Source organism: Streptomyces sp. NPDC050743 (assembly GCF_044456925.1).
GTDB lineage: Bacteria > Actinomycetota > Actinomycetes > Streptomycetales > Streptomycetaceae > Streptomyces.
In genome coordinates this window covers 41,948-68,250 of sequence record NZ_JBITGJ010000025.1, presented here as the reverse complement: position 1 = coordinate 68,250, position 26,303 = coordinate 41,948, and the positions used below count along the sequence as shown (strand labels likewise).

Below are 26,303 nucleotides of genomic sequence, written 5' to 3'. Positions count from 1 at the left end.
GCACGCCACCTTACGCGTTCGAATCGCCCCGGCGGCAGCCGTCGTACCGTTACGCGGTGTGTTCGTCGGCCACGCTCAGCGCGGCGTCCAGGGCGGCGAGGCCCTCCTTCAGCTCGGCCTCCGTGACGTTGCACGGCGGGACCACGTGCGTGCGGTTCATGTTCACGAAGGGCCACACACCCTGCTGCTTGGCGGCGGCGGCGAACGCGGCCATCGGGGCGTTCGCCTCGCCGGCCGCGTTGTACGGCACCAGCGGCTCGCGGGTCTCCCGGTTCTTCACGAGGTCCAGCGCCCAGAACATGCCGACGCCGCGCACCTCGCCGACGCTCGGGTGCCGCTCGGCCAGCTCGGCGAGGGCGGGGGCGAGGACGGTCTCGCCGAGGCGCCGGGCGTTCTCCACCACGCCCTCCTCCGCCATCACGTTGATCGTGGCGACGGCGGCGGCACAGGCCAGCGGGTGCCCGGAGTACGTCAGACCGCCGGGGTAGGGCCGCTTGCCGAAGGTCTCGGCGATCGCGCCCGAGATGGCGACACCGCCCAGCGGGACATAACCGGAGTTCACGCCCTTGGCGAAGGTCATCAGGTCGGGTACGACACCGAAGAGGTCGGCGGCGAACCACTCTCCGGTGCGCCCGAAGCCGGCCATGACCTCGTCCAGGATGAAGACGATGCCGTGGCGGTCGCAGATCTCACGGACTCCGGCCAGATAGCCGGGCGGCGGGATCATGATCCCGGCCGTGCCCGGGATGGTCTCCAGGATGATCGCCGCGACCGTGCCCGGCCCCTCGAAGGCGATCGTCGTCTCCAGGTGTTCCAGGGCGCGCGCGGTCTCCTGCTCCTCGTTCTCGGCGTAGAAGCGGGAGCGGTAGAGGAACGGCGCCCAGAAGTGGACGACGCCGTTCGTGGCGCCGTCGCTCGCCCAGCGGCGCGGGTCGCCGGTGAGGTTGATCGCCTGCTGGGTGCCGCCGTGGTACGAGCGGTAGGCCGAGAGCACCTTCGGGCGGCCCGTGTGCAGCCGGGCCATGCGCACCGCGTGCTCGACGGCGTCGGCGCCGCCGTTGGTGAAGAAGATCTTGTCCAGGTCGCCGGGAGTCCGCTCGGCGATCAGCCGGGCCGCCTCCGAGCGCGCCTCGATCGCGAAGGCGGGCGCGAAGGTCGTCATCCGCGCCGCCTGCTCCTGGATGGCCGCGACGACCTTCGGGTGCTGGTAGCCGATGTTCGTGTACACCAGCCCGCTGGTGAAGTCCAGGTACCGCTTGCCGTCGTAGTCCCAGAAGTACGACCCCTCGGCGCCGGCGACGGCGAGCGGGTCGATGAGGTCCTGTGCGGACCAGGAGTGGAAGACGTGCGCGCGGTCCGCTGCCTTGACTGCGGCGCCGGCGTCGGGGTTGGGCTGAGGGGTCATGCCGGTGAGGGTAAATGTCCGCGATGCGGAAGGCCTATCGGCGTCTTGTTCTGTGGACGGGGGCTTTCCGCGACAGGTTGTCGAAGGGGTGGGTTCCGGGTGACCCGTACCAACCCCTGTCCTGCCCCCGCCGGGTATTACGGAACCGTGGGCGGCGGGCCGCGCGACTCAGCGGTAGGGCCGCATTATTCTCGGTCCGTCGCACACGTATGCGCCGTAGTCGTATGCGTTGCGTATATGGGGTGGATGGGGCGTGCGGGGCGTATCGGGGGGAAGGCGGGGCGGCCATGGAGAAGCTGGGGGCGGGGGATCCGCAGCGCATCGGCGGCTACCGGCTGCTGGCGCGGCTGGGTGCGGGCGGCATGGGGCACGTGTATCTGGCCCGGTCGGACCGGGGCCGTACCGTCGCCGTGAAACTGGTCCGTGAGGACCTCGCCACGCGGGAGGAGTTCCGGGCCCGGTTCCGACAGGAGGTGCAGGCCGCGCGGCGGGTCGGCGGGTACTGGACCGCGCCCGTGCTGGACGCGGACACCGAGGCGGCGGTGCCGTGGGTGGCCACCGGGTACGTGGCCGGGCCGAGCCTGCAGCAGGTGGTCGGGCACGATCACGGGGCGCTGCCGGAGAGGTCCGTACGGATCCTCGCGGCCGGGCTCGCGCACGCGCTGAAGGACATCCACGCCGCGGGGATCGTGCACCGGGATCTGAAGCCGTCGAACGTGCTCGTCACCATCGACGGTCCGCGTGTCATCGACTTCGGGATCGCTCGGGCGCTGGAGACGACCTCGCTGGGCGGGGAGGGGCTGACCCGGACCGGGTCGCTGGTCGGGTCGCCGGGGTTCATGGCGCCCGAGCAGGTGCGGGGGGACCGGATCACGTCGGCGTGTGACGTCTTCTGCCTGGGATCCGTGCTGGCGTACGCGGCCACGGGGGCGCTGCCCTTCGGGAGCGCCAACAGCGGTGTGCACGCGTTGATGTTCCGGATCGCTCAGGAGGAGCCGGATCTGGAGGGGGTGCCGGAGGGGATCGCCGACCTGGTGCGGGAGTGTCTGCGCAAGGATCCGGGGGCCCGGCCTTCGCTGGACGCGGTGCTGGAGCGGACGGGGGCGGAAGACACCGTGACCGGGGGGCGGTCCCGGGACCCCTGGCTGCCGGGGGCGCTGGTCGCGCAACTGGGCCGGCACGCCGTGCGGTTGCTGGAGGTCGAGGATCCGGAGGGGGACGGGGCGTCGTCTTCGGGTGCGGGGGCGTCTTCGGGTGCGCGTGCGTCGGGGGACACCCGGCCTTCGGCCGGGTCTGGGTTCCCACCCGCACCACCCGTGCAGCAATCGTCGTCGGGTGCGGGTGGTGCCGGAGGCGGTGCTGCCCCGTCGGCCGACGGTGGCTCGGCGCCGGCCGATGCCGGTGGTCCCGGTTCGGGCGCTCGGGACAGCGTGGCGTCGGTCGAGCACGCTGCCGTCGCCGATGCCGGGAGTGGGCCCGGAGCCGTGGGGGAGCCGGGGGCCGGGGGTGGGGTGAACCATCTGCCCACCGTGGTGGCGGGGCAGACTCCGCCGCCCGGAGCGCTGCCGGCGGCGCCGCAGTTCGGGGCCCCGCCGGGGGCGTACGGGTATGCGCAGCAGCATCCGCAGCCTCAGCCTCAGTCCCAGCCGTATGCGCCGCCGGTCGGTGCCTACGGCTATCCGCAGCAGGGCGGGGGCCAGCCGCCGTACAACCCCTATGGCGGGCTCGGGTCCACGCCGCCGTACGGGCCGCCGCCCGTCGGCGGGGCGCCGGAGCCGGAGCGGCGGGGTGGGCGGTCGACCGCGCTGCTCGTCGTGCTCGCGCTGGTGGTGGCGCTGGGCGCGGGTGGCTCGGTGTACGCGTTGATGAGGAACGGCGGCGGGAACGACGACAAGGGCGGCGGGACCGTCAGTCCGACGCCCACCGGCAGCAGTCCCGGTACCTCGGGGGCGCCCAGCACGGCGGAGCCGACGCCGTCCGACTCCGCTTCCGCCTCCGCCTCCTCGGACGGGGCCGTGCCGGCCGCCTATCTGGGCACCTGGGAGGCGACCATCGACAACGCCAACGGGACCAGCACCCGCCGACTGACCGTCCGGCAGGGCGAGGTGGGCGACAGCGTGCTGACCCTGGTCGCGGACGGGCCGATGGCGAGCGGTGGCACCTACCACTGCGTCTTCGGCGCCGAGCTCACCGAACGGCCCGGCGCCGCCGGGCCGTTGGAGATCGGGCCGTCCACCGTCACCAGCGGCGAGCCCGCCTCCTCGTGCACTCCGGGCGAGGCCACCGAGGTCACCCTGCTGCCGGACGGCAGGCTGAAGCGGACGAAGGCGGGCGGCGGGGAGAGCCTGACGTACACCAGGCGGTGAGGCCCGCCCGGGACTGTTGAACGTCAGACGAACTTCACCGAACACAACCGGTTCGTCCCCTTGTTCGCACGTACCGTGACTCCACCATCCGACTCCGGTCAGTGGCGGGGGCTTCCACATGCAGTGGCTGAACGCGGAGAACGTGGTCGCCATCGGCACGGCGCTGCTGGGTATCGCCGCGTCCGCGGGCATGGTCTGGTACGAGCGCCGGGTGCCGCGGCGCAAGCGGCTCGGCTATCGCGTGCAGATGGACAACGCCATCGGCGACGACGCGCGTTCGGGGCGGGTCAACCGGCGGCTCGGGATCTTCCTGGAGATGCCGGGGATGGAGGACGCCACACTCGTCCTGCTGCGCATCGAGAACGACGGCTCGCAGGGCATCGACCGAGACGACTACACCGGCCCCGAACGCCACGGCCTCACCGCCGTGTTCACCGACCGGACCATCCGCGGTGTCTCGGTGACCCAGCCGAGCGACGCCGACCATCTGATGGACCACTTCACCGCCGACCGCGGCTTCGGCTACGAGGGCAACACCCTGCGCATCCCCCGCGTCCCGCTCAACAGGGGCGACCACTTCAAGCTGCTGGTGCTGCTGTCGGGCGGCGACGTGGGGCGGGGCATACGGCTGAGCGGCGGCCTCCGGGACGGCGAGGTCCACACCAACCGCAGCGCCACCCCGGACGACAAGCCGCCGTTGTTCAGCGCCGCGTCCCGGCTCATCACGGTCATGCTCACGGTGTGCGTGGTGACCCTCGCGGCGATCGTCGTGGCCCGCGACGACACCCGGCCCCCGATCGGCTGCGAGAAGGGCGCGCTGACCGTGATCGGGTCGACGGCCTTCGCGCCGGTGATACGGGACGCGGCAGCGCAGTACGAGAAGGACTGCGAGGGCTCCCGTATCACGGTCGATCCGCACGGGTCGACCGCGGGCGTACGGGAGCTGGCGGCGGACGGGGCCGGGCGCAGGAGCGGCGGGGCGCCCCCGGTCGTCGCCCTGTCGGACGGACCGAAGCCCGACGAGATGCCCGAACTGCGCGAGACCAGGGTGGCGCTTTCCGTCTTCGCGCTCGTCGTCAACGACGACGTGGGCGTGCGCGACCTGTCCACGGCGGACGTGCGGCGGCTGTACCAGGGCCGGATCACCGACTGGGCGCAGCTCGGCGGGCGTTCGCTTCCGGTGCACCTGGTCAGCCGCGACGCCAACTCCGGGACGCGGCAGGTGTTCCAGCGGCGGGTGCTCGGGCAGGGCGAGATGGCGAACTCGTCCGTCGACTGCGTCCACAAGGACTATCCGTCGGCACCGGTGACCCGGTGCGAGCTGGACTCGACCGACCAGGTGCTGGCGGAGGTGGCGCGGCTGCCCGGCGCGATCGGTTACAGCGAGCTGAATCTGGCGACGCGGGAGAAGGGGCTGCGGGTGCTGGGCATCGACGGCAACGCGCCCTCGGTGGACGCCATCGAGCACGGGCACAGTGCCTACCCGTACCGCGAGATCGAGTACGCCTACACCTACGGCAAGCCTCCGGCGGACTCCCTGGCCTCCAGCTTCCTGACCTATCTGTCACGCGGGCAGGGCCAGGAGATCATCCGCACCCATGGGCACGTGCCGTGCTGGACACCGGAGGGGATGAAGCTCTGCGCGTAGGGGCTCCCGCACGGCGGCAGCCCCTACCGCGGCTCCGGCGGCCGCTGGCGCGGCATGTTCGGGCGGGTGCCGTTCGCGGGCGGCGTCGAGAAGCGGCCCAGCGGGCCCCCGGCCTCCTGGCGCGGCACGTACGTCACCGCCGCCTGCATGCCCAGCGGTGCGGAACCGGTGCGGAACTCGACCATCCAGTCGGTCGTCTCCATGCGCATCAGTTCCGTGACGTCCTCCGCGAAGCGCCGCAGGACCCCCAGGCACCGCTCGGCGGCCTCGCTCGCCGTGCCCTCCGCCGGGCCCAGCACCTCCCGGATGCTCTCGGAGGCCCAGTCGAACTGCAGGGCCTGCAGCCGCCGCTGTACCGCCTGAGCGGTGGCCACGTCCCTTATCCAGCCGGACGTGACGCCGAAGAACCGGTCGATGCCGACACAGGCGACACCGAGCAGCAGCGCCAGGCAGCCCCAGGGCGCGACGCCGGGGGCCGCCCCGGCGAGGTCGAGCAGGGGGAGCGCCGCCCCGGCCACCGCGCCCACCGCCGCGCCGGAGCGCAGGATCCGGGCGCCGCGCCGCTTCCAGACCCGGTCCTGCAGATACCAGGACGCCGTCTGCAGCGCCCCGTCCTCCACCCACCGGTACAGCTCGTCGAGCCGCTCGGCGGGTTCGCCCCAGTCCCCGAGCGGAAAGGTCCGCCCGGTCAGATCGCCCGGCCGCAGCCCGGCCGCGCCCTCGCCCCGCCCGTCCTGAGGCGGACCCTCGGGCTGCATCTCCGGCTGACCCACCCGGCACTCCCTACTGATCCTTGATCACCTGTCGCGGCCCGGTCACGTCGCGTGACAGCCCATGCCGATGCCATGCCGATCCCATGCCGATTCCATGCCGACGCGCGGCACCCTTCCTACCGCCCAATGGGTGGCGATGAAGAAGCTTTCCCGGCTTTTCCGCCCGGAAGAGGGTCTTGATCAGGTATAGGGCTGCCGCGCTTGTCACTCGAAAGAGTGGCGGGGCGACGGGGGCGGGGACCACGTAGGCTCGTGCCCAAGGAGAAGTACGCAAAGGAGCTGATCGTGATCCCCGGTGGTGGCCAGCCCAACATGCAGCAGTTGCTCCAGCAGGCCCAGAAGATGCAGCAGGATCTCCAGCGGGCGCAGGAGGAACTGGCGAACACGGAGGTCGACGGGCAGGCGGGCGGCGGTCTCGTGAGGGCCACCGTGACCGGCGCCGGCGAGCTGCGCGCGCTGAAGATCGACCCGAAGGCGGTCGACCCGGAGGACACCGAGACCCTCGCCGACCTGATCGTGGCGGCCGTACAGGCGGCGAACGAGAACGCCCAGACGCTCCAGCAGCAGAAGCTCGGCCCGCTGGCGCAGGGCCTCGGCGGCGGTACGGGCATCCCCGGTCTGCCGTTCTGAGGCCGGGCCAACTACGGTACGTACCGACAGGTCTCAAGGAAGGGCAGTCCGGTGTACGAAGGCGTGGTCCAGGACCTCATCGACGAGCTGGGGCGGCTGCCCGGCGTCGGTCCCAAGAGCGCGCAGCGGATCGCCTTCCACATCCTGCAGGCCGAGCCGACGGACGTGAAGCGGCTCGCGCAGGCGCTCCTGGAGGTCAAGGCGAAGGTCCGCTTCTGCGCGACCTGCGGCAACGTGGCACAGGAGGAGCTGTGCAACATCTGCCGTGACCCGCGTCGGGATCCCTCCGTCATCTGCGTGGTGGAGGAGCCCAAGGACGTCGTGGCCATCGAGCGCACCCGTGAGTTCCGCGGCCGCTACCACGTGCTCGGCGGCGCCATCAGCCCGATCGAGGGTGTGGGCCCCGACGACCTGCGTATACGAGAACTTCTCGCGCGGTTGGCCGACGGGACGGTCACGGAGCTGATCCTGGCGACGGACCCCAACCTGGAGGGCGAGGCCACGGCCACCTACCTCGCCCGGATGATCAAACCCATGGGCCTGAAGGTCACCCGCCTGGCCAGCGGCCTCCCGGTGGGTGGCGACCTGGAATACGCGGACGAGGTCACCCTCGGCCGCGCCTTCGAGGGGAGACGACTCCTAGATGTCTGACGCCACACTGCACGCGACCGGTCATGACCCGGACGATTTCGCGGTCCAGATCGCGGACCAGATCGAGAGCTTCCTGGTGGCCGTCACGGAGCTGGCGAGGGGCGACGAGCCCGGCTCGACCGTGCCCTTCCTCCTCCTGGAGGTCTCCCAGCTGCTGCTGGCCGGCGGCCGCCTGGGCGCCCACGAGGACCTGGTCCCCGAGGAGCGCTACGAGCCGGACCCGGGCCCCGACGCCGACGTGGACGGACTCCGCGAGAACCTGGGCCGCCTGCTGGAGCCGGTCGACGTCTACTCCGAGGTCTTCGACCCGTACGAGCCCCGCAAGGCCCCGGTGCCGGCCCGGATCTCCGACGACCTCGCCGACGTCATCACCGACCTGCGCCACGGCATGGCCCACTACCGCGCGGGCCGCACCACGGAGGCGCTGTGGTGGTGGCAGTTCTCCTACTTCTCCAACTGGGGCCCCACCGCCTCCGCCGTCCTGCGCGCCCTGCAGTCGGTCCTCATCCACGTCCGCCTCAACCAGCCCCTGGAAGAGCTGGACGGCCTCGACACCGACCAGTCCGACGTGGGCGACGACACCCTGGAGTTCGAGGCGGGCCGCGTCATGGCGCAGGAGATCGGCGGACAGCTGGGGATCCGGCAGGGGCGGTGACCGCGAGCAGCGCCTCCGCCCTCGCGCACGATCGGCCCCGCATCCCCCTCGCCCCGCTCGATCAGCCGGTCGGTGGCGCGGTCGCGCGGCAGCCGGTGGTCCCGTCCGGGTTCAGCGACTGAGCCAGACCCCCCACAGCCCCTTGGTCATCGCCGTGCCGCCGCCCACGAGGGCCAGCAGCAGGACCAGGTGCCGGGCCCGGTGCTCCGGGATGCGGCCGGCGATCGCGTTGCCGATCAGCGCACCGCCCGCCATCACGGCGCAGACGAGGGCCCAGTCCGGCCCGGTCAGGCGGGGCATGCCGTTCGCGGCGATCGAGAAGGCGTTGACGGCGACGCCGTAGAACTGGGCGTTGGGCACGAACTCCCGTACGGTCCAGCCCGCGTTGAGGGCGTACAGGGACACCGGTGGGCCGCCCACGCCCGCCGCCGCGTTCATGAAACCGCCCAGTGCCCCCGCCGTCACCGCTCCCTTGCCGCCGCGCAGGGCCGGGACCCGGGCGCCGCGCATCACGAGCAGGACCGCCGCCGTCACCAGGGCGCCCATCACCGACAGCAGGATGGGCCGCGGGAGTTGGCGGGTCATCCAGGCGCCCAGCGGTACCGTGCAGGCCGCCGCGGCGCACAGGGGGACCATCGCCGCCGGGCGGACCCGGCGCCAGCCGCCCGCGAGGCCCACGACGCTGATGGCGCCGGCGGCGCAGTTGGCGAGCACCACGCCGTCGGCGGGGCCGAGCAGCAGCACCAGCGCCGGTACGGCGACCAGGGCGAAGCCCATGCCGGTCAGCCACTGCACACTCGCGCCGAGCAGGACGGTCGCCGCGAGCAGCGTCTCCGTCATGTCGCCCCCGTATGTCGCCCCGTATGTGGCACCCCTGTTGTTGAAAACTAATGCAGTGGCGACTGTGACGCGGGGCACTTTCCCGCGTGGTCCGGCGGCGGCTGGGCAGGTGCCGGAACGCGGACGTCACGATGACTCACCGGTCCGATGTCTCACCATGCGGGAGCAGGGTGGTGGAATTCGGGCGCTCGTTAGACTGAGCCGACACAAACGAACCGAGCGAGGAGCGCACGTGGGCCTTGTCGTGCAGAAGTACGGAGGCTCCTCCGTAGCCGATGCCGAGGGCATCAAGCGCGTCGCCAAGCGGATCGTGGAAGCGAAGAAGAACGGCAACCAGGTTGTCGTCGTCGTTTCCGCGATGGGCGACACGACGGACGAGCTGATCGATCTCGCCGAGCAGGTTTCTCCGATGCCTGCGGGGCGTGAGTTCGACATGCTGCTGACCGCCGGAGAGCGGATCTCCATGGCCCTGCTGGCGATGGCGATCAAAAACCTGGGTCACGAGGCCCAGTCCTTCACCGGCAGCCAGGCAGGCGTCATCACCGACTCGGTCCACAACAAAGCCCGGATCATCGACGTCACGCCGGGCCGGATCCGCGAGTCGCTGGACAAGGGCAACATCGCGATCGTCGCCGGTTTCCAGGGCGTCAGCCAGGACAAGAAGGACATCACCACGCTCGGTCGCGGTGGGTCCGACACCACGGCCGTGGCGCTCGCCGCCGCGCTCGACGCCGAGGTCTGCGAGATCTACACCGACGTCGACGGCGTGTTCACCGCCGACCCGCGTGTGGTGAAGAAGGCGAAGAAGATCGACTGGATCTCCTTCGAGGACATGCTGGAGCTCGCGGCCTCCGGCTCCAAGGTGCTGCTCCACCGCTGTGTGGAGTACGCCCGCCGCTACAACATCCCGATCCACGTCCGGTCCAGCTTCAGCGGGCTGCAGGGCACCTGGGTCAGCAGTGAGCCGATTGGGGACAAGAAGGTGGAGCAGGCCATCATCTCCGGTGTCGCGCACGACACCTCCGAGGCCAAGATCACGGTCGTCGGCGTGCCGGACAAGCCGGGTGAGGCGGCCGCGATCTTCCGGGCCATCGCCGATGCCGAGATCAACATCGACATGGTCGTGCAGAACGTGTCCGCCGCCTCCACCGGGCTGACGGACATCTCCTTCACGCTGCCGAAGACCGAGGGCCGCAAGGCGATCGACGCGCTGGAGAAGAGCCGGTCGGGCATCGGTTTCGACTCGCTGCGCTACGACGACCAGATCGGCAAGATCTCCCTGGTCGGCGCGGGCATGAAGACCAACCCGGGCGTCACCGCCTCCTTCTTCGAGGCGCTGAGCGACGCGGGCGTGAACATCGAGCTGATCTCCACCTCCGAGATCCGTATCTCGGTCGTCACCCGCAAGGACGACGTGCCGGAGGCCGTGCGCGCTGTGCACACCGCCTTCGGGCTCGACTCCGACACCGACGAGGCCGTCGTCTACGGCGGCACCGGCCGATGACCGTCTCCACCGCGACGTACGGAGGCGTACGACGATGACCGGCAAGCCGACGCTAGCGGTCGTGGGAGCGACCGGAGCCGTCGGCGCGGTGATGCTCCAGATCCTGTCCCAGCGCGCGGACGTCTGGGGCGAGATCCGCCTGGTCGCCTCCGCGCGCTCGGCCGGCCGCAAGCTGGCCGTGCGCGGGGAGGAGGTCGAGGTGGTGGCCCTGAGCGAGGAGGCCTTCGACGGGGTCGACATCGCCATGTTCGACGTCCCGGACGAGGTCGCCGCGCACTGGGCGCCGATCGCCGCCGCGCGCGGCGCGGTCGTCGTCGACAACTCCGCCGCCTTCCGGCTGGACCCCGAGGTGCCGCTCGTGGTGCCCGAGGTCAACCCGCACGCCGTACGGACCCGGCCGCGCGGGATCGTCGCCAACCCCAACTGCACGACCCTGACGATGATCGTCGCCCTGGGCGCGCTGCACGCCGAGTTCGGGCTGCGCGAGCTGGTGGTGTCGTCGTACCAGGCGGTGAGCGGGGCCGGGCGGGCCGGGGTGGACACGCTGCGGGCCCAGCTGTCGCTGGTGGCCGGGACCGAGCTGGGCACCAAGCCCGGCGACGTACGGCGGGCCGTCGGGGAGGACACCGGGCCGTTCCCGGAGCCGGTCGCGCTGAACGTCGTGCCGTGGGCCGGATCGCTGCGGGAGGACGGCTGGTCGTCGGAGGAGATGAAGGTCCGCGACGAGTCCCGCAAGATCCTCGGGCTGCCGCGGCTGCCGGTCGCCGTGACCTGTGTGCGCGTCCCGGTGGTCACCACCCACTCCCTGACCGTGCACGCGCGCTTCCAGGGCGAGGTGACGGTCGACCGCGCCCGGGAGATCCTCGCGACCGCGCCCGGCGTGGTGCTGTACGACGATCCGGCCGCCGGCGAGTACCCCACCCCCGCGGACGTCGTGGGCACCGACCCGACCTGGGTGGGCCGGCTGCGGCGGGCCCTGGACGACCCGACCGCGCTCGAACTCTTCGTGTGCGGAGACAACCTCCGCAAGGGTGCCGCGCTGAACACGGCGCAGATCGCGGAGCTGGTCGCGGCCGAATGGGCCGACCGCTGATACGGGTCTTACAAGAAGTTTGTAGGATCCATGTAAGAAGTGTGGCAGGGAGCATGGTCCAAACCACTTGAACCATTGCTCAAGGCAACAGAGGATTTCCCTCCCCGTCCCCGCAACCACGCGGTGGGCGGGGAGCGTCTTTGTCGTCACTCTTCGGGCGTGGGGACGCCGTGATCGGGTGGGTGTCGGGACACCCGTCCATATCGGATATAGGGGAAGAGCGGGACGCATGACGGCACTTGAGGCACGGCCGGTTGTCGCACATGTGACGCCCGGCACGTACAACCCTGGCGGGGTCAGACGTGTCCAACTGGCGTGGCAGAGGTACTCGAATTCAGCGCGGCCCGCGGCGCGGCGGCCCTACGGCCGCCCCGTACGGCGCTCCGGCCCCGTACGCCCGGCGGCATGCCGGTGATCGCGCCCATGCCCGCAGCGCGGCCCGCCCGCATTCCCAGTCAGCGTGACGGTGCCGAGGAGGCCGCGACCACCGCGGCGACCGAGGCCGCCGGAACGACCGTCGACCACCTCACCGAGACCTACCGGGCGCACTACCGCTCGCTGCTCGGCCTCGCCGCGCTGCTCCTGGACGACACCGCCTCCTGCGAGGACGTGGTCCAGGAGGCCTTCATCCGCGTGCACTCGGCCCGCAAGCGCGTCCGCGACCCCGAGAAGACCCTCGCCTACCTGCGGCAGACGGTCGTCAACCTCTCCCGGTCCACGCTGCGCCGCCGCATACTCGGCCTGAAGCTCCTCTCCAAGCCGATGCCCGACATGGCGAGCGCGGAGGAGGGCGCCTACGACCAGCTGGAGCGCCGCGACCTCATCAAGGCGATGAAGGGTCTGCAGCGCCGCCAGCGCGAGGTCCTCGTCCTGCGCTACTTCGCGGACATGACCGAGGCCCAGGTCGCCGAGAGCCTCGGGATCTCCCTGGGCTCGGTGAAGGCGTACGGGTCGCGGGGCATCGCCGCGCTGCGGGTGGCCATGGAGGCACCGGCATGAGCGAGCGCGCCCAAGGGGGCGATTCCGATGAACGCCATTCCCACGAACGTCACGAGCCCTTCGCCTGGCACGAGCCGACGAGGCGGGATGAGCAAGAGCACATGCAATCGCACGCTGGGAACGGAACTGTGAACCACGGCCCCGACGAGCAGGGCCCGGAGGGCCTCGACCAGGGCCCCGAGGGCCGCGAGCAGGGTTCGGGCGCCGATTCCGACGGCCTCGGGTTCGATCTCGGCGGCCTCGGCGGCCTCGGCGACGACGAGCCGGCTCTGCGCCGGATGCTGCACTCCGCCGTCGACGGCATCGAGCCGCGCACCGGCACGCTGGAGCATCTGCGCCGGGCCGTGCCCGCGCGGCGGGCCCGCAAGCGGCAGGCCGTCGTCGGCATGGCCGCCGCGGCCCTGTTCTTCGGCACCGCGATCCCGGCTCTCGTGCACGTCTCCGAGTCCGGCGGCACCGACCCCAACACGGCCATGGCCGGCCAGTCCTCGCAGGCCCAGGGCGGCACCGGGCAGGGCAAGGACAAGGGCGGCGGCAAGGGCGCCGGCAGTACGACCGTCAAGCCCGGCACGGGGCCCGGCAAGCCCGGGGAGAAGGGCAAGGGCGGCGGTGGCGGCGGCGGCGCTTCCACCGGCGGAGCCAACCCGACCTCCACCGTCGCCTCCAGCGGCGTCCCGGTGTGTACGACGGCCCAGCTGGGCTCGGCGACCGGCACCGCCGACGCCCCCGACAGCGCGGGCGTGGTCTACGGCACGTTCCGCGTCGTCAACGTCTCCTCCGCTGCCTGCTCCGTCGCAGGTGCGGGCACCATCACCCCGACCGCTGTGGGCGCGGCCGACGCGACCAAGATCAGCATCGCCCGGCATGTGGCCGGGGACGCGGCCACCAGTCTGCCCGACCCCTCGCTGGAGGTGACCGGGCTGGTCCTGCAGCCGGGCGCGGCCTACGAGGAGAAGTTCGCCTTCGTACCCTCCGAGACCTGCCCCACCAACGGCGGCGGCACCAGCACCACGGGCGGCTCGGACGCCGGCGGCCCGACAGCGGATCCGACGCCGACCCAGGACGCGAGTGCCACCGGCGGTTCGACGGACAGCGGGGCCTCGGCGGGCACCACGACCCAGCTGATGACCGAGGACGGCACGGCCGACGGCAGCGTACAGATCACCCACACCGCGCAGGGGGGCTCACCCTCGGCGACGGCGACGGTGACCGGGGAGTGCGCGGGGACGGTCATCTACACCGGGGTGCTGGCGGGGGCGTAGCAGCCGGCGCGGGTGCTCAGCTACTGGTCACCGGTGCCGGAGTCTCCTCCGGCACCAGGCCCAGCGCAGCGTCCCGCGCGGCCTCGGCCTCGCGTCGCAGCAGCCGGAACCACATGAACACCACGAAGCCGGCGAAGACGAACCACTCCCCGGTGTAGCCGAGGTTCTGGAACGCCTTCAGGTCCAGCCCGGTGCCGTCCGGCGCCGTCGCGGGCACGGCCCTCATCCCGGCGTCGGCCTTGTCGAGGGTCACCCAGGCGTCGTACAGCCGGTACGGCACCAGGTTGACCAGTGACGCCGAGCTGATCGCCGCCGTCTGCCCGGACGGCAGTCCGCCGGCCGCGCTGACCCCGTTGTCCCCGGGCGTCTCGGACGCCTGCAGCGCACCGGTGACGGTGACCTCACCGCTCGGCGGCGCGGGCGCCTTCGCCGGGTCCGCCTTGCCGGGCAGCCAGCCCCGTACCACCGGCAGCGCCTTGCCGGAGTCGGTGCGCAACAGGGTGAGGACGTAGAAGCCGTTCTTGCCGTCGAGCTGCCGATCGGGCACCAGCAGCTGTGTGCCGTAGTGCCCGCGCGCGGTGACCCGGCGACCCGAGGTGGCCTTGTCGACGGGCAGCATCGACGCCAGCGGCCGGGCGGCCTCCTGCTTGTCCGACGCGGCCTGCTCGGTCGCGCTGCGATGCTCCTGCACCCGCCCCTCGAACCGGCTCAGCTGCCAGGACCCCATGAAGACGCAGAACGGGATGGCGAGCAGCACGAAGACGTTGATGCCCCACCAGCGGGGTGTCAGCAGAAACCGGTACACGCCCTCCACGGTACGGCGCCGCCGCCGGGCGTCCGCCCGCGGGTCAGCTCTTGCTCGCCTTGAGGGAGTAGATCAGCGGGATGCGCGGGTGGTCCGCGGGGAAGCGGTGGTAGCCGCCTCGGACCTCGAAGTTCTCGAAGCGCGGGAAGAGGGAGACGTCGTGCTCGTGCAGGAACTCGATCCGCAGCCCGGTCGCGGCGAGCGCGGAGACGACGTCGCCGAGGGTGTGCTGCCACTCCACGCTGCGGTTGTGGACGGTGACGGCGTCCGGGTCGGCGTAGGTGCCGGGCTCGTCCCACACCTGGGCGCCGCGGCGGAAGTAGTCCCGCACGATCTGCGTGCCGGTCGCGTCGTCCAGGGACTCGGTGATCGGGTGGAACTCGGCGAGGTAAAGGAACCCGCCGGGGGCGACGAGGGAGGCGGCCGTCTGTGCCCAGCGGCGGATGTCGGGCAGCCAGCACAGCGCGCCGAGCCCGGTGTAGACGATGTCGTACGAGGCCTCGGGCACGGCTTCGGCGGCGTCGTACACGTCGCCGGTGACGAAGGCGGCGCGCTCCGGGCCGTGGCCGAGGTCGGCGGCGAGGGAGCGGGCGGCCTCGACGGCCGGGGCGGAGAAGTCGAGGCCGACGACGCGGGCGGCGCCCCGGTGGACCCAGGAGAGGGTGTCGGTCCCGATGTGGCACTGCAGGTGGAGGAGCGTCCTGCCGGTCACGTCGCCGACCTCGGCCGTCTCGAAGTCCCGCAGGACGTCCGGGTGGGCGCGGAAGCCGTCGAGGTCGTAGTACTCACCGGCCACGTGCACGGGAACCCGCTCGTCCCACATGGCCCGGTTGTCCTCGCGCCAGCCGTCGGGGGCGCAGTGATGGTCGGCCTGGGTGGTCATGGTCGGGAAGTTATCCACAGGCTGCGCACACCCGCCACCCAATTGTCGGCGCGGCCAGGCAGTATGGGCGCATGACTGGGGCGATGAGTGAGAGCAACGAGCCGGGCGCGCGGGACGCGGCCGGCATGCCGGACTGGGAGAAGCGCTTCCGGGCGCCGCGGGTGTCGCTGCCCGACTGGGCGGAGGACGCACCGGACCGCTCCCTGTTCGTGTCGAACGCGACGGGCACCTACGAGCTGTACGCCTGGGACCGCGCGACGGGCGGGCAGCGGCAGGTGACGAACCGGCCGAACGGCACGACGGACGGCGCGCTCTCCCCGGACGGCGCATGGATCTGGTGGTTCGACGACAAGGACGGCGACGAGTTCGGCATCTGGCGCCGCCAGCCGTTCGAGGGAGGGCAGGACGAGCCGGCCGTCCCGGGCCTCGAGCCGTCCTACCCGGCCGGGCTCGCCCTGTCCCGGGACGGGCGTACGGCGGTCGTCGGCCGCTCCACGGACGACGAGGGCACCACGATCCACCTGGCGCGCGAGGGCGAGGACCCGGTCGAGATCTACCGGCACCGCGAGTCGGCGGGCGTCGGCGACCTCTCGCACGACGGCTTCCTGATCGCCGTCGAGCACACCGAGCACGGCGACGCCATGCACGCGGCGCTGCGCGTGTTGCGCCCGGACGGCACGCCGGTCGCCGAGCTGGACGACACCAAGGGCGGCACCGAGGAGCTGGGCCTGGAGGTGCTGGGCTTCGCCCCGGTCGACGGCGACACCCGGCTGCTCATCGGCCATCAGCGCCGGGGCCGCTGGGAGCCGCTGGTGTGGGACGTGGCGACGGGCGAGGAGACCGACCTCGCCCTGGACCTGCCGGGCGACGTCGGCGCGGAGTGGTACCCGGACGGCTCCGCGCTGCTCATCGCCCACGGCTTCGAGGCCCGCAGCGAGCTGTTCCGCTACGACCTGGCGAGCCGTGAGCTGACCCGCATCCCCACCCCGCCCGGCACGGTCTCCGGTCACACGGCACGTCCCGACGGCAGCGTGGAGTACCTGTGGTCGTCGGCCGCCGAGCCGCCCGCGGTCCGCTCGACGTCCGGCGGCGTCGTCCTGGACCCTCCCGGCATGGCCTGCCCGCCGTCGGTGCCCGTGGAGGACGCGTGGGTGGAGGGCCCCGGCGGCCGCATCCACGCCCTGATCCAGCGGCCGGCCGGCGCGAGCGGCCCCTTGCCGACGGTCTTCGACCTGCACGGCGGCCCGACCTGGCACGACAGCGACTCCTTCGCCGCCGGCCCGGCCGCCTGGGTCGACCAGGGATACGCGGTGATCCGCATCAACTACCGCGGCTCCACCGGCTACGGCCGCGCCTGGACCGACGCGCTGAAGCACCGGGTCGGCCTGATCGAGCTGGAGGACGTGGCCGCGGTCCGCGACTGGGCGGTCGCCTCGGGCCTCGCCGACCCCGCCCGGCTGGTCCTCACCGGCGCCTCCTGGGGCGGCTATCTCACCCTGCTCGGCCTGGGCACCCAGCCCGAGGCGTGGACGGTGGGCATCGCGGTCGTGCCCGTCGCGGACTACGTCACCGCGTACCACGACGAGATGGAGGCCCTGAAGGCCATGGACCGCACCCTGCTGGGCGGTACCCCCGAGGAGGTCCCCGAGCGCTTCGAGGCCTCCTCCCCGCTCACGTACGTCGACGCGGTCAAGGCCCCGGTCTACATCTCGGCGGGTGTCAACGACCCCCGCTGCCCGATCCGCCAGATCGACAACTACGTCAAGCGCCTGGAGGCCAGAGGCGCGAGCCACGAGGTGTACCGCTACGACGCCGGTCACGGCTCCCTGGTGGTGGACGAGCGGATCAAGCAGGTGAGACTGGAGATGGACTTCGCGGCCCGGCACCTGGGCGCTTCCTGAGCAGTGGGACCTGGTCGCGCGTCCTGGCTCAGCGGAGCTCCGCCAGGCCCCTGCGGGTGGCGGCGACGACGACCCGGTCCCCCTTCTCCAGGACATGGTCCGGGGCCGTGTCCGCCCGCCCCTCCAGGGCCAGCACCCGCCAGGACCCGGCCCGGAAGGCGTCCCGTACGGTCCGGCCCTCCAACTGGGGATGGCCGGAGACGTCGACCGCAGCGAACAGCAGCACCCTGCGCTCCACCGCGATGGCGCCCAGCACCTGCCGCCCCAGCATCGCCCCGGCGAACGCGGGCGCGGCCAGGTGCGTGACGCTCCGGCTCCGGGTGAGGGCGTGCGGGTACGCGGCCCGCAGGGTGCGGTACACCGCGGTGGCGAAGTCGTCGTCGTACAGCCGCAGCACCACCCGCAGGTCGGGCCGTACGTTCCGGGCGTACAGCACGGCCTCCAGGTTGGTGGTGTCCGCGCTGGTCACCGCGAGCAGCGCGTACGCCCGGTGGATCTTCGCGGACTCCAGCACGCCTTCCTGGGTGACGTCCCCGAGCACCACCGGCACCCGCAGCCGCCGGGCGGTCGCGAGTCCGCGCGCCTCCGGGTCGGACTCGACGCACACGACGGGGATGTTCAGTTCGCGCAGCCGGGTCAGCACCCGGGTGCCGATCTTCCCCAGCCCGAGCAGCACCACGTGCCCGCCGAGACCGCGCGGCGGTTTGCGCAGGGCGGAGGCGGTGCGGAAGGTGCCCAGTGCCTCCAGCACGGCCGCCAGCAGCACCGGCAGCAGCAGCAACCCGACCAGTCCGGAGAGGAGTTGGAGGATCTGCCGGCCGAGCGGCGCCCCGAGGGCGGGGTCGTCGATCGCGAACAGGTCCAGCAGCGTCAGGTAGAAGGCCCGCAGCGGATGGATCCCGGTGACCACCCACAGCGCGACGGCGAGCGCGACCACGCACGCCACCATGCCCGCCAGCGACCACCGCAGCCGCCGGGAGAACAGCGAGGCGAGCGGGGGCACCCCGCCGCGGCCGGGCGCGGCCGACTCCCCGCCGCCCGCGGAGGACACCTGCTCCAGTACGACGGCCGCCCGACCGGCGCCCTGCCGTACCTCGTCGTCGTCCGGCAGCAGCCGGGGTTCCAGGTCGGCGCCGCCCTCGGGATCCGCGCCCGGCGGGGAGAGCAGGGCGAGCGTGCACAGCCCGGTGCCGGCGGCCGGCCGTTCGACGGCCCGCAGCAGCAGCCCCTCGGTCTGGACGACCTTGCTGGTGCCGGCGACCGCGGTGGCGGCCAGTGCGGGCGCGGCGGTGTCGGCGTCGGACAGCACGGTGGTGGACGCGTCGGTGCCGCCGGCGCCGTTGCCAGCGGCCAACGCGGCGGCCTGGTCGAGGAGTTCCTCGATGTGCTGGCCCAGCCGCCGGTTGTACAGCCTCAGGACGAGCCGCAGCCGCGGGTTGAGCCGACGCGCGGTCAGCGCGGCCCGGATGTTGGTCTCGTCGTCGTCGAAGACGAGGGCGAGCGCGGCGGCCCGCTCCACTCCGGCCTGGGCGAGCACGGACTCGGTGATCTCGGCGGCTTCCAGCACCCGTTCGGCGTCACCGCCGTTGCCGCCGCCGGCCGTGCCGCCGGTGCCGCCGGTGTTCGCGGCGGTCGCGGTCGGTCCCGAGCCGGCCCTCGACCCGGAGCCCGAGCCGGAGCCGGCTCCGGGTCCGTTGCCGCCGCGGCCGACCGTGGCGCTCACCACGCGGTCGAACAGCGTGGCCGAAGCGGACCGGGCCCGTCCGACCACCGGAGGCCTGGCGGTGCGCTCGTTCGGCGGTACCACAAGGGTGACCTGCTCGCCGTAGACTCCGCGCAACTCGGCGGCCAGCCGGTGCGCGAGCCCGTCGTCACCGCACACCACCATGTGCGGGGCACTGGGCCCACCTTGATACGGAACGCTCCCCACGGGGGAAAAGACTGCCCCAAGGAGAGGAGTGGTTCCAGCAACGATGTGAACACCCGGGGGACGACTCACGTACCGAAGGGGAGGGAGCGAACCAGGACAGCCGGCCGGAGGTAACCGCACGTGGCCATCACCGAAGACGCCCCGCCCGGCGCGGAGACCGGCCCCGCCGGCGAGCCGGGCGGCCCGGAGAGCCGCAGGCTCAGCTCCCCCCTCGTGCTGACGCTGACCCTGCTCCTCGCGGTGCTCGCCCAGTCCCCGATCCGCGGGCTCCTCGGCACCCCGCTGATGCAGAGCTGGATGACGGTGTTCGTCGCGGTGACGGTCCAGGCCCTGCCCTTCCTCGTCCTCGGCGTGCTGCTGTCGGCGGCGATCGCGGTGTTCGTGCCGCCGTCCTTCTTCGCCCGCGCCCTCCCGCGCCGCCCCGCCCTGGCCGTCCCGGTCGCCGGGGTCGCGGGCGCGATCCTGCCGGGCTGCGAGTGCGCCTCGGTCCCGGTGGCCGGCGCCCTGGTCCGCAGGGGCGTCACCCCGGCCGCCGCCCTCGCCTTCCTGCTCTCCGCCCCGGCGATCAACCCGATCGTGCTGACCGCCACCGCCGTCGCCTTCCCCGGCCGGCCCGAGATGGTCCTGGCCCGGTTCCTGGCGAGCCTGCTGGTGGCGTGCGCGATGGGCTGGCTGTGGCAGCGGCTGGGCCGTACCGACTGGCTGCGCCCGCCGGCCCACGACGCGCACGAGGGCGCCACCAAGGGCGAGGCGTTCTGGAGCTCCGTACGGCACGACACCGTGCACGCGGGCGGCTTCCTGGTGCTCGGGGCGATGGCCGCGGCCACGCTGAAGGCGGCGACCCCGGCGGACTGGCTGCGCACGGCGGCCGGAAACCCGGTGTTCTCGGTGCTCGCCCTGGCCGTCCTCGCCGTCCTGCTCTCCATCTGCTCGGAGGCGGACGCGTTCGTCGCGGCCTCCCTCACCCAGTTCTCCCTGACGGCCAAGCTGGTGTTCCTGGTGGTGGGCCCGATGATCGACCTCAAACTGTTCGCGATGCAGGCCGGCACCTTCGGCCGTACCTTCGCCCTCCGCTTCGCCCCCGCCACCTTCGCGCTGGCGATCGCGGGCGCGCTCGTGACCGGGACGGTGCTGCTGTGAACCGCCAGTCCCAGGCCGCCGTCATGTTCCTGCTCGGCGCCGCCCTCCTCCACGCGGGCAGCACCGACCTCTACCTCCGGTACGTCAAGCAGGGCCTGCGTCCGCTGCTGCTGGCCTCGGGCGCGGTACTGATCGCGGCGGCGCTGGCGACGGTCTGGTACGAACGCCGGCGCAACCGCCGCCGGGGGCACACCCACGAGCACCCCGAACCGAAGGTGTCCTGGCTCCTGTTGCTCCCCCTCCTCGCCCTCATCCTCGTCGCCCCGCCCGCCCTCGGCTCCTACAGCGCCCTGCGCTCCGGCACGGCCCTGCAGAAGCCGTTCTCCTACGGCAGGCTGCCCGCCGCCGACCCGGCTCCGCTCTCCGTGATCGACTACGCCTCCCGCGCGGCCTACGGCCACGGCCGCTCCCTGCGAGGCCGCACGGTCCGCGTCACCGGGTTCCTCGCCCTGGACCACTCGGGCGCGCCGTACCTGGTCCGCATGGCCCTCAACTGCTGTGCCGCGGACGCCCAGCCGGTCAAGATCGCCCTCACCGGGACACTGCCCCCGGTGCTGCGCCCGGACGCCTGGCTGGAGGTGACCGGCACGTACACGCCCAGGCTCAGGCGGGACCCCGTCAACAACGGCCCCGTTCCCTACCTGAAGGTCACCTCGGCGAAGCCGGTCCCGGTGCCGCACGATCCGTACGACGAGAGCTGGAACAACTGACGTCGGATCACGGCATTGCCGGCCGGCCCTTCGTTGCCGGACCCGGTACAAGACCGGTCGGTCCGGCGCGGCGACAATCCCGGGCATGAACAGCAGGATCGGTCAACTCGTGGTCTGCGCGCTGCTGCTGGTGTGCGCGGCGGTGGCCGCCTGGTTCGTGCCGGCCGTCACCGCGGACGAGCGGGCCTGGCGCGCGGCCCGGCCCTGCGCCGCCGCCACGCGCGGGAGCGACTGTCTGCGCACCCTTCCGGCCGTGATCGAGCGGACCGATCCGCGCTCGCCCAAGCAGGGTGGCCGCCTGTACTTCGCCGAGGGCCGTCCGACGCCCCGGCTGAGGGTGTCCTACGACGCCGCCGAGGCCTTCGAGGCCGGTGACCGGGTGCGGCTGACCGTGTGGCGGGGTCAGGTGATGAAGGTCGCCGGTGCGCGGTACGTCTGGCACGAGCATGTGGCCACCGGCGGCGGCCAGGCGGTCGTCGCGGTCCTGTGCGCGCTGGCCGCGGGCTGGCCGGGAGCCCGGCTGCTGCTGCGGGCGCGCGGGCGCCGGCGACCGAAGGACGAGGTCCAGCCGTCGGCGCTGCCGTTCCTCGTCCCGCTCCTCGGCACGGCGGTGTGGCTCCTGCCGCTGTGCTACCGGCACCCCGTGTCCCTGTTCGGCTCGACGGTCACGGTCGCCTGGTGGGCGGTGGGCGCGCTGGTCAGCGTGGTGCTGTCCGGCTGGGCGTGGCGGGCGACGCGGATCCGCACGCCCGGTGAGGCCACGGCAGCCGAACCCGCCGCGGACGGCGAGGTGTTCCTGCCCGCGCGTTTTCTGGAGCACACCGGCTACAACCCGCACGGCTTCGGTACCCACGTCGTGCTCGGCGCGGACGGGCCCGCGGTGACGCCCCACGCGGGGCCGGGACGGTTCGCGGCGAAGCGGATCCCGGTGGGGCGGCTCACCGTTCGGGGCGTGCGGCGGCCGCGGGGCGAGGAGGGCGACCTCGTCCCGCACAGCTGGCACATCGCCGAACTCGACGACGCGGGCCGCTCGGTGCGGTTGGCCGCCGCGCCGGACGACCTCGCACGCATCCTCCGCGCGCTTTCAGCGGTGCGGGTCTGAGCCGATCGCCCGGCGGCTCGGGGCGCCTACGCCTCGGCCTCCGTCGGATCGACCCGCTCCAGATCCCGCAGCCACGCCTGCGCCGTGCCGTCCGAGGGGGCCCGCCAGTCGCCGCGCGGGGAGAGGGAGCCGCCCGCCGAGACCTTCGGGCCGTTCGGCATGGCCGAGCGCTTGAACTGGGAGAAGGCGAAGAAGCGGCGGATGAAGACCTCCAGCCAGCGGCGGATCTCCGCCAGGGAGTAGGTGCCGCGCTCGGCCTCCGGGAAGCCGGGGGGCCAGGCGCCGTTGTCCCGGTCGTGCCAGGCGTGCCAGGCGAGGAAGGCGATCTTGGAGGGGCGGAAGCCGTAGCGCAGCACGTGGAAGAGGGTGAAGTCGTGCAGCGCGTACGGGCCGATCTTCGACTCGGTGGACTGCATCTCCTCACCGGGTACGAGCTCGGGGCTGATCTCCGTGTCGAGGATCGCCGTGAGGATCTTGCCGGTCTCCTCGTCGAACTGCTCGCTGCCGACGACCCAGCGGATGAGGTGCTGGATCAGTGTCTTCGGGACGCCGGAGTTGACGTTGTAGTGGCTCATCTGGTCGCCGACGCCGTACGTCGACCAGCCAAGCGCCAGCTCGGAGAGGTCGCCGGTGCCGAGCACGATGCCGCCGCGCTGGTTGGCGAGGCGGAACAGGTAGTCGGTGCGCAGGCCCGCCTGGACGTTCTCGAAGGTGACGTCGTACACCGGCTCGCCGGAGGCGAAGGGGTGGCCGATCTCCTTCAGCATCAGCCGTGCGGTCGGGGTGATGTCCAGCTCGGCCGCGGTGACGCCGAGGGCGCGCATCAGCCGGTGGGCGTTGTCCTTGGTGTGGTCGCTGGTGGCGAAGCCGGGCAAGGTGAAGGCCAGGATGTCGCTGCGCGGGCGGCCGGCGCGGTCCATCGCCCGGGCGGCGACGATCAGCGCGTGCGTGGAGTCCAGGCCGCCGGAGACGCCGATGACGACCTTGGGGCCGCCGATCGAGGCGAGGCGCTGCTGCAACCCCGCGACCTGGATGTTGTACGCCTCGTAGCAGTCGAGGGCGAGGCGGTCGGCGTCGGCGGGGACGAAGGGGAAGCGTTCGACGCGGCGGCGCAGGCCGAGGTCGGCGGTGGTCGGTGGGGCGAGCTCGAAGGAGACGGTCCTGAAGTCGGCGGAGCGTGCGGCGTGGGTGCGGCGGTTGTCGCCGAAGGTGCCCATCCGCTGCCGCTCCTGCCGCAGCAGGTCGAGGTCCACGTCGGCGACCGCGTACTGCTCGCCCAGCGGGAAGCGGTCGGTCTCGGCCAGCAGCGCCCCGTTCTCGTAGATCAGGGTCTGGCCGTCCCAGGACAGGTCGGTGGTCGACTCGCCGAGGCCGGCCGCCGCGTAGACGTAGGCGGCGAGGCAGCGCGAGGACGCCGAGCGGCACAGCAGCTTGCGGTCCTCGGCCCGGCCGACCGTGATCGGGCTGCCCGAGAGGTTGAGCAGGACGGTCGCCCCGGCGAGCGCCGCCTCCGCGCTCGGCGGCACCGGCACCCACATGTCCTCGCAGACCTCGGCGTGCAGCACGAGACCGGGCACGTCCGCCGCCGCGAAGAGCAGGTCCACGCCGAACGGCACGTCCGCGCCGCCGAGCCGGATCGTGCCGCCGCGCTCGTCGTCGCCGCCCGCGATCTGCCGGCGCTCGTAGAACTCGCGGTAGTTCGGCGGGTACGACTTCGGTACGACGCCCAGGATCCGGCCGCGGTGCACGAGCACCGCGCAGTTGAAGATCCGGTCGCGGTGGCGCAGCGGGGCGCCGACGACGAGCACCGGCAGCAGGTCCGCCGACTCGGCGACGATCGTGGCGAGCGCCGTCTCGACGTCGTCGAGCAGGGCGTCCTGCAGCAGCAGGTCGTCGATCGCGTACCCGGACAGGCCCAGCTCCGGGAACACGGCGACGGCGACGCCCTCCTCGGCGCACCGGCGTGCGTGCCGCAGGACCGCCTCGGCGTTGGCGGGCGGGTCGGCGATGACGGTGTGGCCCGTGCACGCGGCGACGCGCGCGAAGCCGTGCTGGTAGATCGACCAGAAGCTCAACGGGACCTCTTTCCGAAGCGACTTTCCCACAAGACGAAGCCTAAAGGCCGGGCCGCCCGTCCCCGCCACCTGCGGGTTTCAGCGTTCGCCGGCCCTTGCCGCCGGGCTGAAACCCGGCTGAAGCCGCTCTGAACCGCCCCGGCGGCACGCTCTGGGGCATGACGACGACGGAACAAGAACTCGCGATCGCGGCCACCGGGCTGCGCAAGGCCTACGGGGACAAGACGGTCCTCGACGGCATCGACATCCAGGTGCCCGCCGGCACGATCTTCTCCCTGCTCGGTCCGAACGGCGCGGGCAAGACCACGGCGGTCAGCATCCTGTCCACGCTGATCTCAGCCGACGGCGGCCGGGCGAGGATCGCCGGGCACGACCTCACCGCCGAGGCCCAGGCGGTCCGGGCGGCCATCGGGGTCACCGGGCAGTTCTCCGCCGTGGACGGGCTGATCACCGGCGAGGAGAACATGCTGCTGATGGCGGACCTGCACCACCTGTCCAAGCGGGAGGGACGGCAGGTCGTCGCCGGTCTGCTGGAGCGCTTCGACCTGGTCGAGGCCGCGAAGAAGCCCGCCTCCACCTACTCCGGCGGCATGAAGCGCCGCCTCGACATCGCCATGACCCTGGTCGGCGACCCGCGGATCATCTTCCTCGACGAGCCGACCACCGGCCTCGACCCGCGCTCCCGCCACACCATGTGGCAGATCATCCGGGAGCTGGTCTCCGGCGGCACGACCGTCTTCCTCACCACCCAGTACCTCGACGAGGCCGACCAGCTCGCCGACCGCATCGCGGTGCTCAACGGCGGCAAGATCGTCGCCGAGGGCAGCGCGGCCGAGCTCAAGCGGCTCGTGCCGGGCGGCCATGTGCGGCTGCGGTTCTCCGACCCGGTGACGTACGAGCGGGCGGCGACCGCGCTGCGCGAGACCACCCGCGACGACGAGGCGCTCAGCCTCCAGATCCCCAGCGACGGAAGCCAGCGCGAGCTGCGCGCCGTCCTCGACTGGCTCGACGCCGCCGGCATCGAGGCCGACGAGCTGTCCGTGCACACCCCGGACCTGGACGACGTGTTCTTCGCCCTGACCGGCAGTTCCGTACCCGCTCAGACCACCGACAAGGAGACCGTCCGATGAGCACCGCCGGCTACGCCTTCCGCGACAACCTCACCATGCTGCGGCGCAACCTCCTGCACGCGCGCCGCTACCCGTCCCTCACCCTGAACCTCCTGCTCACCCCGGTCATCCTGCTGCTGTTGTTCGTCTACGTCTTCGGCAACGTGATGAGCGCCGGCATCAACGGCGGCCACGCGGACCGGGCCGACTACGTCGCCTACCTCGTCCCCGGCATCCTCTTCCTGACCGTGGCCATGACCTCGCTCGGCACCGCGGTGTCCGTGTGCACCGACATGACCGAGGGCATCATGGCCCGGTTCCGCACCATGGCGATCTCCCGTGCCTCCGTGCTGATCGGCCATGTGATCGGCAGCGTGATCAAGACGCTGGCGGCCCTGGTGCTCGTCCTCGGCATCGGACTGGCCATCGGCTTCCGGCCGAACGCGACGCCGGTGGAGTGGATCGCGGCGGCCGGGCTGATGGCGCTGGTCAGCCTCGCGCTGACCTGGATCGCGGTCGGCATGGGCCTGGTGAGCCCCAACCCCGAGGGGGCCAGCAACATCGGGACGCCGCTGGTCATGCTGCCGTTCCTGTCCAGCGCGTTCGTACCGGTGGACGCCATGCCGGGCTGGTTCCGCTGGTTCGCCGAGTACCAGCCGTTCTCGCCCTTCATCGAGACGCTGCGCGGACTGCTGCTGGGCAGCGGGATCGGCACGAAGAACGCTGTGCTGGCCCTCGCGTGGTGCGTGGGGCTGACGGTGCTGGGCTATCTGTGGTCCAAGGCGCAGTTCGACCGCGAACCGAAGCGGTGAGTCCGGCCGG

The 26,303-nt window shown here is 72.4% G+C and carries 22 protein-coding genes; 15 read left to right on the top strand and 7 right to left on the bottom strand.

Annotation, left to right across the window (positions count from 1 at the left end):
- Window positions 1-49: 49 nt before the first annotated feature.
- On the bottom strand, window positions 50-1,405 hold the full coding sequence (locus tag ACIBJF_RS23920; protein ID WP_399176485.1) for an aspartate aminotransferase family protein: 1,356 nt from the start codon (window positions 1,403-1,405) through the stop codon (window positions 50-52).
- 287 nt (window positions 1,406-1,692) lie between these two features.
- Here ACIBJF_RS23920 and ACIBJF_RS23915 point away from each other — a divergent pair, with 287 nt between their 5' ends.
- Together ACIBJF_RS23915 and ACIBJF_RS23910 are read left to right on the top strand one after the other, a co-directional pair.
- Window positions 1,693-3,771, top strand: coding sequence for a serine/threonine-protein kinase (locus ACIBJF_RS23915; RefSeq protein ID WP_399176484.1), 2,079 nt, complete (start codon window positions 1,693-1,695; stop codon window positions 3,769-3,771).
- 118 nt (window positions 3,772-3,889) lie between these two features.
- Window positions 3,890-5,419, top strand: a complete 1,530-nt coding sequence (locus ACIBJF_RS23910) for a substrate-binding domain-containing protein (protein WP_399176482.1) — start codon at window positions 3,890-3,892, stop codon at window positions 5,417-5,419.
- Between the two features lie 23 nt (window positions 5,420-5,442).
- Here the strand turns inward: ACIBJF_RS23910 and ACIBJF_RS23905 are convergent, their stop codons facing one another.
- Window positions 5,443-6,192, bottom strand: a complete 750-nt coding sequence (locus ACIBJF_RS23905; RefSeq protein ID WP_399176480.1) for an SLATT domain-containing protein — start codon at window positions 6,190-6,192, stop codon at window positions 5,443-5,445.
- A 285-nt stretch (window positions 6,193-6,477) separates the two neighbouring features.
- Between ACIBJF_RS23905 and ACIBJF_RS23900 the strand changes: the two genes are divergently transcribed.
- The 3 genes from ACIBJF_RS23900 to ACIBJF_RS23890 are packed head-to-tail and all read left to right on the top strand — an operon-like array spanning window position 6,478 to window position 8,128.
- The gene (locus ACIBJF_RS23900; RefSeq protein WP_055705749.1) at window positions 6,478-6,822 is read left to right on the top strand and encodes a YbaB/EbfC family nucleoid-associated protein; all 345 of its coding nucleotides are present in this window, start codon (window positions 6,478-6,480) and stop codon (window positions 6,820-6,822) included.
- Window positions 6,823-6,873: 51 nt separating this feature from the next.
- Window positions 6,874-7,473 carry a recombination mediator RecR gene (gene recR / locus ACIBJF_RS23895; RefSeq protein WP_031164801.1) on the top strand — a complete coding sequence of 200 codons (600 nt, stop codon included), beginning with the start codon at window positions 6,874-6,876 and terminating at the stop codon, window positions 7,471-7,473.
- Entirely contained in the window at window positions 7,466-8,128 is a 663-nt protein-coding gene (locus ACIBJF_RS23890; RefSeq protein ID WP_399176478.1) for a DUF5063 domain-containing protein, read from the top strand. The genes recR and ACIBJF_RS23890 overlap by 8 nt, the downstream gene beginning before the upstream one ends.
- A gap of 111 nt (window positions 8,129-8,239) precedes the next feature.
- Here ACIBJF_RS23890 and ACIBJF_RS23885 read toward each other — a convergent pair whose 3' ends face one another.
- On the bottom strand, window positions 8,240-8,968 hold the full coding sequence (locus ACIBJF_RS23885) for a sulfite exporter TauE/SafE family protein (RefSeq protein WP_399176477.1): 729 nt from the start codon (window positions 8,966-8,968) through the stop codon (window positions 8,240-8,242).
- A 232-nt stretch (window positions 8,969-9,200) separates the two neighbouring features.
- Between ACIBJF_RS23885 and ACIBJF_RS23880 the strand changes: the two genes are divergently transcribed.
- From ACIBJF_RS23880 to ACIBJF_RS23865, 4 genes are all read left to right on the top strand, one after another.
- Window positions 9,201-10,472, top strand: coding sequence for an aspartate kinase (locus tag ACIBJF_RS23880; RefSeq protein WP_351807554.1), 1,272 nt, complete (start codon window positions 9,201-9,203; stop codon window positions 10,470-10,472).
- 34 nt (window positions 10,473-10,506) lie between these two features.
- Window positions 10,507-11,565, top strand: a complete 1,059-nt coding sequence (locus ACIBJF_RS23875; protein ID WP_399176474.1) for an aspartate-semialdehyde dehydrogenase — start codon at window positions 10,507-10,509, stop codon at window positions 11,563-11,565.
- A gap of 315 nt (window positions 11,566-11,880) precedes the next feature.
- Window positions 11,881-12,564 (top strand): SigE family RNA polymerase sigma factor, encoded by a 684-nt coding sequence (locus tag ACIBJF_RS23870; RefSeq protein ID WP_399176472.1) that lies wholly within the window; start codon window positions 11,881-11,883, stop codon window positions 12,562-12,564.
- 128 nt (window positions 12,565-12,692) lie between these two features.
- Window positions 12,693-13,826, top strand: coding sequence for a hypothetical protein (locus ACIBJF_RS23865; RefSeq protein ID WP_399176471.1), 1,134 nt, complete (start codon window positions 12,693-12,695; stop codon window positions 13,824-13,826).
- Window positions 13,827-13,842: 16 nt separating this feature from the next.
- Here ACIBJF_RS23865 and ACIBJF_RS23860 read toward each other — a convergent pair whose 3' ends face one another.
- Window positions 13,843-14,631 (bottom strand): SURF1 family protein, encoded by a 789-nt coding sequence (locus ACIBJF_RS23860; protein ID WP_399176470.1) that lies wholly within the window; start codon window positions 14,629-14,631, stop codon window positions 13,843-13,845.
- A 43-nt stretch (window positions 14,632-14,674) separates the two neighbouring features.
- Entirely contained in the window at window positions 14,675-15,514 is an 840-nt protein-coding gene (locus ACIBJF_RS23855; protein ID WP_399176468.1) for a class I SAM-dependent methyltransferase, read from the bottom strand.
- A gap of 83 nt (window positions 15,515-15,597) precedes the next feature.
- On the opposite strand from ACIBJF_RS23855, the gene ACIBJF_RS23850 reads away from it, so the two are divergent.
- Window positions 15,598-17,415 carry a prolyl oligopeptidase family serine peptidase gene (locus ACIBJF_RS23850; RefSeq protein ID WP_399176466.1) on the top strand — a complete coding sequence of 606 codons (1,818 nt, stop codon included), beginning with the start codon at window positions 15,598-15,600 and terminating at the stop codon, window positions 17,413-17,415.
- Between the two features lie 28 nt (window positions 17,416-17,443).
- Here the strand turns inward: ACIBJF_RS23850 and ACIBJF_RS23845 are convergent, their stop codons facing one another.
- Complete coding sequence (locus tag ACIBJF_RS23845; protein WP_399176465.1) at window positions 17,444-19,303, bottom strand: NAD-binding protein; 1,860 nt, start codon at window positions 19,301-19,303, stop codon at window positions 17,444-17,446.
- A gap of 162 nt (window positions 19,304-19,465) precedes the next feature.
- Between ACIBJF_RS23845 and ACIBJF_RS23840 the strand changes: the two genes are divergently transcribed.
- The 3 genes from ACIBJF_RS23840 (at window position 19,466) to ACIBJF_RS23830 (ending at window position 22,297) form a co-directional block, all read left to right on the top strand.
- A complete protein-coding gene (locus ACIBJF_RS23840; protein WP_399176463.1) occupies window positions 19,466-20,485 on the top strand; it encodes a permease in 1,020 nt (339 codons plus the stop codon).
- Window positions 20,482-21,195: a TIGR03943 family putative permease subunit gene (locus ACIBJF_RS23835; RefSeq protein ID WP_399176462.1), complete on the top strand. Its 714-nt coding sequence runs from the start codon at window positions 20,482-20,484 to the stop codon at window positions 21,193-21,195. Before ACIBJF_RS23840 ends, ACIBJF_RS23835 begins: the two co-directional genes overlap by 4 nt.
- Before the next feature lie 85 nt (window positions 21,196-21,280).
- On the top strand, window positions 21,281-22,297 hold the full coding sequence (locus ACIBJF_RS23830) for a hypothetical protein (RefSeq protein WP_399176459.1): 1,017 nt from the start codon (window positions 21,281-21,283) through the stop codon (window positions 22,295-22,297).
- A 26-nt stretch (window positions 22,298-22,323) separates the two neighbouring features.
- Here ACIBJF_RS23830 and ACIBJF_RS23825 read toward each other — a convergent pair whose 3' ends face one another.
- Entirely contained in the window at window positions 22,324-24,372 is a 2,049-nt protein-coding gene (locus ACIBJF_RS23825; RefSeq protein WP_399176458.1) for an NAD(+) synthase, read from the bottom strand.
- Between the two features lie 158 nt (window positions 24,373-24,530).
- On the opposite strand from ACIBJF_RS23825, the gene ACIBJF_RS23820 reads away from it, so the two are divergent.
- Window positions 24,531-25,502, top strand: coding sequence for an ATP-binding cassette domain-containing protein (locus tag ACIBJF_RS23820; RefSeq protein WP_399176456.1), 972 nt, complete (start codon window positions 24,531-24,533; stop codon window positions 25,500-25,502).
- A complete protein-coding gene (locus tag ACIBJF_RS23815) occupies window positions 25,499-26,293 on the top strand; it encodes an ABC transporter permease (RefSeq protein WP_399176455.1) in 795 nt (264 codons plus the stop codon). Before ACIBJF_RS23820 ends, ACIBJF_RS23815 begins: the two co-directional genes overlap by 4 nt.
- The last annotated feature ends 10 nt before the right edge of the window (window positions 26,294-26,303 follow it).

Excerpts from the sequence above, each read along its gene's own strand:
- ACIBJF_RS23920 (WP_399176485.1), bottom strand. The coding sequence starts at position 1,405 with ATGACCCCTCAGCCCAACCCCGACGCCGGCGCCGCAGTCAAGGCAGCG.
- ACIBJF_RS23915 (WP_399176484.1), top strand. The coding sequence starts at position 1,693 with ATGGAGAAGCTGGGGGCGGGGGATCCGCAGCGCATCGGCGGCTACCGG.
- ACIBJF_RS23910 (WP_399176482.1), top strand. The coding sequence starts at position 3,890 with ATGCAGTGGCTGAACGCGGAGAACGTGGTCGCCATCGGCACGGCGCTG.
- ACIBJF_RS23890 (WP_399176478.1), top strand. The coding sequence starts at position 7,466 with ATGTCTGACGCCACACTGCACGCGACCGGTCATGACCCGGACGATTTC.
- ACIBJF_RS23885 (WP_399176477.1), bottom strand. The coding sequence starts at position 8,968 with ATGACGGAGACGCTGCTCGCGGCGACCGTCCTGCTCGGCGCGAGTGTG.
- ACIBJF_RS23875 (WP_399176474.1), top strand. The coding sequence starts at position 10,507 with ATGACCGGCAAGCCGACGCTAGCGGTCGTGGGAGCGACCGGAGCCGTC.
- ACIBJF_RS23855 (WP_399176468.1), bottom strand. The coding sequence starts at position 15,514 with ATGACCACCCAGGCCGACCATCACTGCGCCCCCGACGGCTGGCGCGAG.
- ACIBJF_RS23850 (WP_399176466.1), top strand. The coding sequence starts at position 15,598 with ATGAGTGAGAGCAACGAGCCGGGCGCGCGGGACGCGGCCGGCATGCCG.
- ACIBJF_RS23845 (WP_399176465.1), bottom strand. The coding sequence starts at position 19,303 with ATGGTGGTGTGCGGTGACGACGGGCTCGCGCACCGGCTGGCCGCCGAG.
- ACIBJF_RS23830 (WP_399176459.1), top strand. The coding sequence starts at position 21,281 with ATGAACAGCAGGATCGGTCAACTCGTGGTCTGCGCGCTGCTGCTGGTG.
- ACIBJF_RS23820 (WP_399176456.1), top strand. The coding sequence starts at position 24,531 with ATGACGACGACGGAACAAGAACTCGCGATCGCGGCCACCGGGCTGCGC.
- ACIBJF_RS23815 (WP_399176455.1), top strand. The coding sequence starts at position 25,499 with ATGAGCACCGCCGGCTACGCCTTCCGCGACAACCTCACCATGCTGCGG.